We start from the raw sequence: 11,425 nt of genomic DNA on the forward strand, positions 1-11,425 counted from the left end.
GACGCAGATAACAAAAAAGGTCATAATTGAGAACGATTATCAGAGAAATGAGGAAGATCTATGACACAATTAAATACCACTGATCTTTCAATCGGATACGAAAGAAAAATTGTCGTAAACGATATCACAGTAGAAATTCCCAAAGGGCAAATCACTAGTCTGATAGGCCCAAATGGCAGTGGCAAATCAACCTTTCTAAAGGCTTTAGCACGAATTCTCGAACCTGCCAAGGGTGAAGTCTTTATTGATGGTGAAAATATTCAGCGTTTGGATACGAAAGCAGTCGCGCAAAAGATTGCTTCTTTGTCACAAACGAGCAATCAAATCAGTGGATTGACTGTTGAAGAAATCGTAGCCTATGGACGCTTTCCATATCAAAAAGGATTTTCGGGTTTAAAAGAGCATGATCATCAATTGATTAATTGGGCATTAGAAGCGACAAATCTGCAGGTATTAAAAAATCAGACATTGAATACGCTATCTGGCGGTCAGCAGCAGCGTGTTTGGATTGCTATGGCCTTGGCTCAAGATACAGATGTTCTGATTCTAGATGAGCCTATCACTTTTTTGGACCCCGCTCATCAATTGGAAATTTTAGAATTACTGCAAGAAATTAATCATCAAGGAAAAACAATTTTGATGACGATTCATGATCTGAATCATGCTTCGCGATTCTCCGATTATTTGTTAGGGATGAAAAAAGGCGAGCTGCTTTTTCAAGGAACGCCAAAAGAAATGTTTACAGCAGACAAATTGTTGAATCTTTTTGATATTCAAGCAACATTTGCAACGATGCCTAATAGTGATAAACCGTTAGTTGTTTCTTATGATCTAGTAAAGGGGCATTAACGAATGATTAAACGAAAGTATTTTTTTCCAATTGTCATCATTTTGTTGATAGCAGCCATGATTTTATCTTTGCGTTATGGATCAGTCACCAGCAGGTGGTCGGATGTATCTCAAGCATTGACAAATTTTGATCCTAATAATCAAGGTGAGCAGCTGGTACGCTATCTACGGCTGCCGCGCATGTTAGGGGCTGTGTTAGTGGGTGCGGCTTTTGCAATCTCTGGTGCTCTGATTCAAGGGATCACTTCCAATCCAATTGCTGATTCTGGATTGTTAGGGATTAATTCAGGTGCAGGATTAGGTTTAGCTATTGTTTTTGCAATAAGTGCTAATCCATCGCCGCTTGCAGGTATCACCGGTTCCTTCATTGGTGCTTCAGTATCAATTCTTTTAATTTATCTGGTTTCTAGAAGGGTTTCTTTTGGTATATCACCAGTGCGCATCGTTTTACTGGGAGCCGCGCTAAGTTCTTTCTTTGCGGCAGTTAGTCAAAGTATTAGTCTGTTGTTTGACTTGAATCAAGATATGACCTTTTGGTTTGTCGGCGGGACCGCAAATCTTACGTGGAATCAATTACAAACGATTTTTCCATTGGTTTTACTGGGAATTATCGGTGCTTGCTTGATCAGTCCGCAAGTTACCTTGTTAAGCTTAGGAGATGAAACCGCAGTCTCATTAGGAAAAAATCCAGGTCGCATCCGTCAGCTAAGTATGCTGTTTGTTTTATTGCTAGCTGGAAGCTCGGTGGCTTTGGTAGGAACAATCAGCTTTATTGGTCTGATTGTTCCACATGTGGTTCGCTTCTTTGTCGGACATGACTATCGTTATGTGATTCCAGCTTCCGGAATTTTTGGTGCTTTATTTTTTGTCGTAGCGGATATTGCTTCACGCTTGATTGCACCGCCTTTAGAAACACCAGCAGGAGTGATTATCACAATCATCGGTGTACCATTTTTACTTTTACAGATTAGGAAGGGACGCTTATGAGGAAAAGAATCGGTTGGTTCTGTATATTTTTCCTATTGATACTAGGAATAGGACTGAGTCTGACAGTGGGAACGATCCCCTTAAGTTTTCGCGACCTGCTGCAGGTTTTTCAACATACTGCAACAACAAGCCAGCAACTAATCGTCTTTGATTTTCGTTTCCCTCGATTGCTTGTCTCGATATTGGCAGGAATGGGGTTAGCGGTATCTGGATACTTGTTCCAAACAATCACTCATAATGATTTGGCTGACCCTGGGATTTTGGGGATTAATGCAGGTGCGGGATTGACAGTTCTGATTTATTTAGGCTTTTTCGCGACAGGCGAGAACAGCTGGTATTTACCGTTGATTGCCTGTGCAGGAAGTTTTTTTGCGACGGCACTTGTTTATTATTTTGGTCGTCAATCTCAACGAATTACTCCCAATCGATTGCTGTTAGCAGGAGTCGCTGTAAACGCGGGAATATCGGCCTTAACATTGATGGGCACAATCCGAGTTTCTAAGGACAATTATCAATTTGTTACAGCGTGGCTTGCTGGAACAATCTGGGGGACAACTTGGCAGCATGTATTGTTGTTATTACCATGGATCATTTTATTGTTGCCTTTGATTTTATTGCGAGGGCGCTCCTTGGAGGTATTGGAACTGGGCGATGAACTAGCTGTAGGATTAGGTGTAAAATTGAAACGTACGCAAGTATTCTTCTTAGTATGTGCGGTTTGCTTGGCGGCGGTAAGTGTCTCAATTGCCGGGAGCATCAGTTTCATCGGCTTGATTGCCCCGCATATTGCACGCCAGTTCACGGGACGAAAGAATAATCAAACGTTGATTATGAGCGCATTGCTTGGCGGCATATTATTGCTGTTCAGTGATATTCTAGCGAGAGTTATTTTGCCTGGTGGTGAAATGGCGGCGGGAGTTATAGTGGCTTTGATTGGAGCGCCGTACTTTATTTTGCAGCTGTTAAAAAAGAGTAATCAATAGCAAAGAGGATGATCCATCTTTTTGCAAAAATAATATGTGCTGTTTTTTTGTTTTAACTCCAGCATTTTTAGAATGACATCAGGCAAAGGAGAAATTCAATGAGTTGGACAACGATATGGAGCCATGCGCAACGGGGGATCGCACAATATAGCAAATCAAATAGTTCGGTTCAAATAGTCATGAGACAAATTACTTCGGTCGATAAGATTCGTTTGGTTTTTGCAAATGAGTACGGGAAGCAAACGCAGCACATTCAAAACTTCTCTCTTCAGACGAATGATTGCTTTCAATCAATCCCAGACTTTTGTATTTCTCCCGGTGAAATTTATGAAACTGAGTCCATTTCAATTGATTCGAAGGCAAAGAAATGGCAGATCTCATTTCAAACAAGTCCGACTGAAAGTGGTTTTGCTTATACCGATGCAGATTTTTTAGCTAGGACTGGTGAACACGATTTTTGTTCAGGTCTGATAGCAATTGAGGCGGAGATTGAAGGTGAATGTATTATTGCACTGGGGGACTCTTTAACAGAGGGCGCAACATGGACTGCACCTATGCAAAGGAAATTTCGCGCTAATAATCTTTTTTTAGTTAATCAAGGAATCAATGGCAGCTGTCTGTTGAAATCTAGCAGCGATCGTCCGATAGATGAGGCAAATAGTCTTTTCTATGGATATGACAGTGTTAAGCGATTAAAGTTTTGCTTGGCTAGTCACAGTAATGTCAGCAAAGTCATTTTATTTCTAGGTTCAAACGATTTGATCAATGGAGAGCTAAACTTGGCTAGCTTTCAAGAGATGATTAAAAACTTGATTCAACTTTGCAAGGATCACAATGTAGCATATCAACTGTGTACTCTGACTCCTTCTTTGGGGTATCCTGGGATGGACCAATCGAAAGAAGTCTTACGTAGAGAAATCAATCGCTGGTTAGTCGCCAATTACCATGAAGTTTGGGATTTCTCTGCGATTGTTGAAGAACAAAATCACTTAAGAACTATTTATGATAGCGGGGATCATCTGCATTTTAATGCAGCTGCTGGATTGGCGATCGCTCGTCAAATTTCTAGTGATTTCGTTAAAGGGGAGTAATCCCCTTTTTATTTTGTGCTGAGTTTGTTAGTATTTCTAGATAAGAAGGTGAATGGATGGAGAAAGATGAACTTCGACAACGCGTGATCACTCGACTTCAAAAAAAAGCAGATAGCGAAGAGAGACAGATTCAAGCAGCGCGTGTACTAAACAAGTTATATCAAAGTCAGGTTTGGCGCGAGGCAGATAGTATTGGCGTGACAATGGCAACGAAATTTGAGTTTCCAACTTCTCCGCTGATTCAGCGCGCTTTTGAGATGGGAAAAAAGATTGCTGTACCTAAGTCGTTACCTAAAGGCAAGATGATTTTTCATTGGGTTGATCCTGACACGCCATTTTATACGACAAGATTTGGTGTTGAAGAGCCAGATATTGAAGCCGTTGCTCAGCCAGATGAACTGGATCTGCTGATTGTTCCAGGATTGGTGTTCAATCGAGCCGGATACCGCATTGGTTTTGGTGGAGGATATTATGATCGTTACCTAGCAAATTACAGAGGCAACACATGCAGTTTGGTTTTTATTGAACAATTAATGGAAGATTGGCAGACAGAAGCATTTGATCAGCCGGTCCAGCAATTATTTCTTAGTAATTAGTAAAGTACTATTATCATCCATAGAATGAGAGAGGTAGATATATGAGAAAAGAGAAACCATATGTGATGTACACATTTTTTGTCATCAATACGATCGTTTTCGTGATGCAATACTTATTGCCCGGACTATCGATTGAAAATCAATTAGGAATGTTCGCTCCATCGGTTATTTGGCAGCATCAGTTCTGGCGTTTCATTACACCTATGTTCATCCACTTCGGCTTGATGCACTTTGCTTTGAATGGCGTTGTCCTTTATTACATGGGGCAACAGTGTGAAGCGATTTTTGGTCATTGGCGCTTTGCCTTGATTTATTTGTTAAGCGGCATCATGGGAAACTTTGCCAGCTTTGCTTTTAATCAGCCTACGACTTTATCAGGTGGGGCCAGCACCGCGATCTTTGGCTTGTTCGGAGCCTTTTTAGTGGTTGGTTTGCATTATCGTGATAACGGTGCGATACAAGCGTTGACTCGCCAATTTGCTTTGTTTATCATGATGAATCTCGTCTTCGGTTTGTTTGATTCAACAATCGATATCTGGGGGCATCTAGGCGGAATTATTGGAGGCGCATTGTCAGGCTGGGCGCTAGCCGTTCCTTATGCACAGGACCGATTTACTACACGTGCGCGAGTTACTTCAGTTTTATTCTTTATTTTTGCCATTGTTGTTTTTGTTTTCTTCGGTTTGAGAAAATTTAACATGTTTCTATGATCGCGGACAAAGCTGTCCGCTTTTTTGTTAGAAAGTATTTAACCTTATTAGAACAATAATCTTGATTCATTTGCGAGTGAGGAGCGAATACTATAAAATATAGGGTGGACAAAATAATCTATTTTAAAAAATAAACTAGGAAATTAAAAATAGGCTATAAAAAAAGTTTTTTTTTCTGTATAATACTAGGGATGTGGTTTGATGGAAAGTTTGTATGATGTGCAGCAGCTATTAAAACAATTTGGCATCTATGTTTACGTTGGAAAACGGATTTATGATATCGAATTGATGCAGATCGAATTGAAGAATTTATATGAGAGTCGCGTAATTGATCGGGACACTTATTTGCAAGGTTGGGGCATTTTAAAACGAGAACATCACATTGAAGAAAGTCGAGAAGGTGACTAGAGTGGATAAAAAATTATTAGGTATTGACTTAGGCGGAACGACAGTTAAATTTGCGATTTTGACTGAAGCCGGCGAAATTCAACAAAAATGGAGCATCGAAACGAATATTTTAGATGATGGGTCACACATAGTGCCAGACATTATCGATTCAATCAATCATCATTTGTCTTTATATGATATGAAGCCTGAGCAGTTTATCGGTATCGGTATGGGAACTCCTGGTAGTGTCGATATTGAAGCAGGGACTGTTATTGGTGCGTACAACCTGAACTGGACGACTCTACAACAAGTCAAAAGTGAGATTGAAAAGGGTACGAAAATTAAGTTTAGTATCGATAACGATGCCAATGTGGCAGCTTTAGGCGAACGTTGGAAAGGCGCTGGCGATAATGAACCAGATGTTGTCTTTATGACCTTAGGCACAGGCGTCGGCGGCGGGATCGTAATGAACGGCCAACTGCTTCACGGGATCGCAGGATGTGCAGGTGAAGTCGGTCACGTAACCGTTGATCCAAACGGCTTCGAGTGTACCTGTGGTAAACGCGGTTGTTTAGAAACTGTGGCGAGTGCAACAGGTGTCGTTCGCGTCGCTCGACAACTAGCTGAAGAATACGCTGGCGGTTCAGAATTGAAAGCTCGTTTAGACAATGGTGAAGACATCACTAGTAAAGATGTTTTTGAACTAGCTGAAAAAGCAAATGACGACCTTGCCTTAATGGTAGTTGATAAAGTAACGTTCTATTTAGGCTTAGCTTGTGGAAATATCGGAAACACATTAAATCCTTCAACGATCGTAATTGGTGGCGGCGTTTCAGCAGCTGGAGAGTTTTTACGCAGCCGGATCGAAAAATATTTCAAGGAGTTTACTTTCCCGCAAGTTCGCGAAAGTACAAAAATCAAACTAGCAGAGTTAGGAAATGAAGCTGGTGTCATCGGCGCGGCTTCATTGGCTAAATAGACTAAAGGTAAGAGAGGAATCAAGTAATGTCAATTTGGTGGAAAATTAATATTGTACTAATCTCGGTGATCGTCTTATACGGTCTTTATGAGCTATTTGTGCGGATCATGATGAGACGCTCAGCAAAAATTATTCCGCAAGAAGAATTTCAAGCAGGAATGCGCAAAGCACAAATCATCGATGTTCGTGAACGTGATGAGTTCAATGCAAAACATATTTTAGGAGCTCGTAGCTTTCCTTATAGTATGCTGAAAGAAACTTACAGCTCTTTAAGAAAAGACCAGCCTGTTTATATCTATGACCATAATAAAGCGGTCAGTGCTCGTGCAGCCAATCTGCTTCGTAAAAAAGGCTACAAAGATTTGTTCATTCTTAAAGGCGGCATGCAGGAATGGACTGGAAAAGTCAAACAGAAAAAAATCGATTAATCAGTGACGGCTGGATGCTTATCTAGCCGTTTTTTATAATTATCATTTTAGTAATAGTAATCCGGCTAGATTGATCGTTCAGTAGAAGATCAAAAGATAAAAAATTGAATCAATCTGCAGTTTTCAATAAATTGACTCAAAGTTGAATTACAATTATGATGGACTTTGGAGACTTTACAGAAAATATCATTGGAAAATGAAACGCTTTTTTTTTTTTTGAAAAGGCAAATTTTTATTAGAGACAGGAGAAACTTATGAGTATAAAACTTGTTGCCATCGATTTGGATGGAACACTATTGAATGACCACCACGAAATCAACCAACCAGTAGTCGACGCTATTAAGACCGCTCGCGAAGCAGGAGTCTATGTCGTTCTTTCGACGGGACGTCCGTTATCGGGAACAAGAGCCCAATTAGATGTTCTAGAGTTGAATCAAGCAGACGATTACATTATTACCTACAATGGTGCTTTGGTTTTAAATACGAAAACGTGGGATATTGTTTCTGAGCATAGCTTAACGCGGGAAGACTATTTAGAGATTGACCACTTAGCTCGATTATTAGATGTTCATCTTCATCTCGCGGATAAAAAAGAAATGTATACGTCAAATCGGGATATTAGTCCTTATACAATTTTGGAATCTTATTTGGTAAACATGCCTTTGCATTATCGGACACCTGAAGAGATCTCAGCTGAAAAAATTCTTCCAATCAAGATGATGATGATCGATGATCCGGAAATTTTAAGCGCAGCCTTCAAAAAAATTCCAGCTGAGTATTTTGAGAAATACACGATTGTTCGGAGTACCCCGTACTTTCTTGAAGTCTTAAATCCTAATGCAAGTAAAGGACTAGCATTGAAGGATTTAAGCGAACATTTAGGAATCAAGCAGTCTGAAGTTATGGCGATCGGCGATGCAGAGAATGATTTGTCAATGATCGAGTTCGCTGGAACTGGTATTGCAATGGGAAATGCCAGTGAAACAATTAAAGCTGCTGCTGATTACACAGTTGCAACAAACTTAGAAGATGGTGTCAAAGAAGCTTTTGAACGCTTTGTATTAAAATAGTTACTATGAATTTCTGGTGAAATAGTCATCAGAAATTTTTTTGTCTCAGACATAGCTGAGAATCAAGCTTTGCAAGATATTTCTGATCTAGCAATCAATTGTAGATCATGAGGTTAATCAGAATCCATGAAAAGAGAAAAATGATGTATCGAATCTAAGTTAGTCATTGCTTATTCGTTCATTTTTCACTACTCTAAAAGAGACGAAACTATATACAATGGAGAAAACCTATGAAAAAAATTGCAATTATTGGGGCGGGCCCGTATGGATTGATCGCATTAGATCGGTTAATCAAGCAAGCACCCAAGAGTGAAAAAATTGACTTGCTGCTTTTTGATCCAGATGGGCCAGGCGGCAATGTTTGGCGTAAAGATCAGAGTGATCAAGTTATCATGAACACGGTTATGCAGTATGTGACTTTATTTTCCGAGGATGAAGGGCCGAATTTGGCAGAATGGAATCGGAAAGAAGCACCTAGTTATTTAGAAACTTTCGAACGTGGAGAGGAATTCTTATCTGAAACAAATCTAGAAAAAAATGATTATTGTCAGCGGCGTTATTATGGGGTCTATCAATGCTGGTTTTTTGACGAACTACAAAAAAATCTACCGGTGAATGTCACAGTTCATCTGATTAAGGAAAAAGTCATAGATCTGACTTTTTCAAAAGGAACTGTAACTATTCAAACCAATAAGGATTATCAAGTAACAGATGTCATTTTAGCGACAGGACATTCTGCAAATTATTTGACTAGCGAGGAAGCAAAAAATCAAAATTTTGCTGAAGAAAATGGACTTTTCTATCAAGGCCCAGGAAATCCATCAGATACTCCGCTTGACTCTTTAGTGGATGGGGAAAACGTGGTTCTGCGCGGGTTAGGATTAAGCTTTTTTGATTATATTGCGCTATTCGTTGCCAAATGGGGTGGAAGTTTTATTGAAGAGAATGATTGTTTGCGTTATGAACCATCAGGAAATGAACAGCATTTGATTGTAGGATCTGGTAGAAGCTTGCCATATCATGCGCGTCCTAATAATCAGAAAAATCCTGGTGAAGACGCTAATCCGCAGATTTTGACAGAAGCATTTATGGAGCAGTTTCAGGGTAGTGCGGCAGAATTGTTTGATTTACTGAAAAAAGAAGCAGAGTTGGCCTATTATCAACAAAAACTAGCAGATGCAGAAATTGATTTAAACGAGTTTTTGAAAGATTATCGCACAGGAGATCGGGAAGTAGTTTTACAAAATTATCACATACCTATCGAGGATCGTCTGGACTGGACGGTACTATTTGACCCGGCGAAAGAAGTCGTTGCCCAAGATTTTCCAGCATTTATCCAAACATACTTGAAAAAGGACATCGCTGAGGCGGAGTTGGGTAATTGTAATGGGGCAGTTGCGACGGCCATCGACACCTACAAAGAAATACAAGACCCTTTTAACTACATGTTGGATCACGAAAAATTCTCTGCGAAAGAATATTATGATGATTTTTTTGGATCATTTAATCGAAGCTACAGTTTTCTGACGATTGGTGCCCCAGTGATTCGACAAAAACAATTACTTGCCTTGGTTGAGGCTGGAATTATCGAGTTCTTAGCACCAGAAATGGTTGTAGAAAGAAAAGCAGGTGACTTTTTTGTCTATAGTAAAAAGGATACTAAACGTTCATTTAAAACTAAAAACTTGATTGAAGCGCGTTTGCCTGCAACTACATTGAGGCGAACGAAGAATCCTTTATTGATTAAGATGCGGGAAAAGGGCTATATAGCACCGCATAGTTTAACTTTTGACGGTGAAGAACACGAGACCGGGGCCTTACAAGTTATGCGTAAAACCCACCAAGTAGTTGATCAAGCTGGGAATGTTCAGCCGCATATATTTTGTTACGGGATTCCCCTCGAAGGTTTGGACTGGTTGAACGCAGCCTCTCCTCGTCCAAAGAGCGATGATCGAGTTTTTTATTTAGCGAATCAAATTGTCTCTGGCATTTATCAATAAAAAAAAGAAAGCCGCGGGGCTTTCTTTTTTTATCGTGCGATTCGTTTTCTACGAGCTTTTTTACGATTTTCATCGATTTTTGATTCTTTTTCTTCGATCGGGTCGATCACTTTCTTTTTAACACCCATCACTACGCCCGCAACAACTGCTGCCGCAGCTAAAGTACCAGTAACGAATCCTGAAGCAAATTTACGCATCGTTTCATCACCCTTTCTTTCTATACCTTCATTATGAAGCAAAACTTCAAAAATGAAAAGTTTAACGAATGGAAAAACCACTTGATTTTATTTAGTAAACAAATTATAATTTGTTTACTAAATAAAAATAGAAATGACAGGAGTAGATCAAATGGCAATTTTAGTTTTAGGCGGCGCAGGGTACATTGGTTCTCATACGGTAGATAAATTGGCTTCACAAAAATATGATGTCGTAGTGGTGGATAATTTACTAACCGGTCATCGTGAAGCTGTACATCCAGATGCACGATTTTATGAAGGGGATTGTCGAGATAAAGCATTTATGAGGGAAGTCTTTACTAAAGAACCGATTGAAGGTGTTGTGCATTTTGCAGCTAGTTCATTAGTCGGCGAATCTGTTGAGAAACCTTTGAAATACTTCAATAATAATGTTGTTGGCATGGAAAGCTTACTAGAGGTGATGGAAGAATTTGGCGTTAAAAACATCGTCTTCTCTTCAACCGCTGCGACTTATGGCGAACCAGGTGTTTCACCGATTACTGAAGAAGTGCCAACGAATCCAACAAATCCTTATGGTGAGAGCAAGTTAATGATGGAGAAAATGATGAAATGGTGTGACAATGCTTATGGTATGCGTTATGTTGCCTTACGTTACTTCAATGTTGCTGGCGCAAAAGCTGATGCAAGCATTGGTGAAGATCACGATCCAGAAACGCATTTAGTACCAATCATTTTACAAGTTGCTCTAGGTCAAAGAGAGCATTTGACGATTTTTGGCGATGATTATGATACACCAGATGGTACTTGTATCCGCGATTACGTTCAAGTAGAAGACTTGGCTGCGGCGCATATCCTTGCTTTGGAATACTTAAAAGCCGGAAATCCAAGCAATTTCTTTAATCTTGGTTCAAACAATGGTTATTCAGTCAAAGAGATGCTAGATGCGGCTCGCGAAGTTACTGGCAAAGAGATTGCTGCGGAGATTGGTCCTCGCCGTGCGGGAGATCCAAGTCGTTTAGTGGCCTCAAGCGAGAAAGTCAAAGAAACATTGGGCTGGAATCCGGAATATACCGACATCAAAGCGATCATTGAAACAGCGTGGAATTGGCATGTCAGTCATCCACATGGGTATGAAGACTAGGAGGAAA

General features: G+C 40.0%; 13 protein-coding genes. 12 read left to right on the plus strand and 1 reads right to left on the minus strand.

Features of this window, described 5'->3' with window-relative positions; genetic code table 11:
* Nucleotides 1–60 precede the first annotated feature (60 nt).
* The 11 genes from AC4J95_RS02260 to AC4J95_RS02310 all read left to right on the plus strand — a co-directional run bounded on the left by AC4J95_RS02260 (nt 61) and on the right by AC4J95_RS02310 (nt 10,080).
* Nucleotides 61–849, plus strand: coding sequence for an ABC transporter ATP-binding protein (locus tag AC4J95_RS02260; protein WP_494548434.1), 789 nt, complete (start codon nt 61–63; stop codon nt 847–849).
* A gap of 3 nt (nt 850–852) precedes the next feature.
* Complete coding sequence (locus AC4J95_RS02265; RefSeq protein WP_494548435.1) at nt 853–1,836, plus strand: FecCD family ABC transporter permease; 984 nt, start codon at nt 853–855, stop codon at nt 1,834–1,836.
* Nucleotides 1,833–2,819 (plus strand): FecCD family ABC transporter permease, encoded by a 987-nt coding sequence (locus AC4J95_RS02270; protein WP_494548436.1) that lies wholly within the window; start codon nt 1,833–1,835, stop codon nt 2,817–2,819. Before AC4J95_RS02265 ends, AC4J95_RS02270 begins: the two co-directional genes overlap by 4 nt.
* A gap of 98 nt (nt 2,820–2,917) precedes the next feature.
* Entirely contained in the window at nt 2,918–3,910 is a 993-nt protein-coding gene (locus AC4J95_RS02275; protein ID WP_494548437.1) for a GDSL-type esterase/lipase family protein, read from the plus strand.
* Between the two features lie 56 nt (nt 3,911–3,966).
* Nucleotides 3,967–4,506, plus strand: coding sequence for a 5-formyltetrahydrofolate cyclo-ligase (locus tag AC4J95_RS02280; protein WP_494548438.1), 540 nt, complete (start codon nt 3,967–3,969; stop codon nt 4,504–4,506).
* 41 nt (nt 4,507–4,547) lie between these two features.
* Nucleotides 4,548–5,216 (plus strand): rhomboid family intramembrane serine protease, encoded by a 669-nt coding sequence (locus AC4J95_RS02285; RefSeq protein WP_494548439.1) that lies wholly within the window; start codon nt 4,548–4,550, stop codon nt 5,214–5,216.
* 201 nt (nt 5,217–5,417) lie between these two features.
* Nucleotides 5,418–5,624 carry a YqgQ family protein gene (locus AC4J95_RS02290; RefSeq protein WP_010746043.1) on the plus strand — a complete coding sequence of 69 codons (207 nt, stop codon included), beginning with the start codon at nt 5,418–5,420 and terminating at the stop codon, nt 5,622–5,624.
* A 1-nt stretch (nt 5,625) separates the two neighbouring features.
* Entirely contained in the window at nt 5,626–6,582 is a 957-nt protein-coding gene (locus AC4J95_RS02295) for an ROK family glucokinase (protein ID WP_316403392.1), read from the plus strand.
* 26 nt (nt 6,583–6,608) lie between these two features.
* A complete protein-coding gene (locus tag AC4J95_RS02300) occupies nt 6,609–7,010 on the plus strand; it encodes a rhodanese-like domain-containing protein (RefSeq protein WP_316403393.1) in 402 nt (133 codons plus the stop codon).
* A 254-nt stretch (nt 7,011–7,264) separates the two neighbouring features.
* Nucleotides 7,265–8,080 carry a sugar-phosphatase gene (gene yidA, locus AC4J95_RS02305; protein ID WP_494548440.1) on the plus strand — a complete coding sequence of 272 codons (816 nt, stop codon included), beginning with the start codon at nt 7,265–7,267 and terminating at the stop codon, nt 8,078–8,080.
* Between the two features lie 230 nt (nt 8,081–8,310).
* A complete protein-coding gene (locus AC4J95_RS02310; RefSeq protein WP_494548441.1) occupies nt 8,311–10,080 on the plus strand; it encodes an FAD/NAD(P)-binding protein in 1,770 nt (589 codons plus the stop codon).
* Between the two features lie 29 nt (nt 10,081–10,109).
* Here AC4J95_RS02310 and AC4J95_RS02315 read toward each other — a convergent pair whose 3' ends face one another.
* A complete protein-coding gene (locus AC4J95_RS02315) occupies nt 10,110–10,277 on the minus strand; it encodes a DUF3042 family protein (RefSeq protein ID WP_102872638.1) in 168 nt (55 codons plus the stop codon).
* A 151-nt stretch (nt 10,278–10,428) separates the two neighbouring features.
* Here AC4J95_RS02315 and galE point away from each other — a divergent pair, with 151 nt between their 5' ends.
* Complete coding sequence (gene galE / locus AC4J95_RS02320; RefSeq protein WP_494548442.1) at nt 10,429–11,418, plus strand: UDP-glucose 4-epimerase GalE; 990 nt, start codon at nt 10,429–10,431, stop codon at nt 11,416–11,418.
* Nucleotides 11,419–11,425: the final 7 nt, after the last annotated feature.

The organism is Enterococcus sp. GPZ-007 (assembly GCF_059374735.1).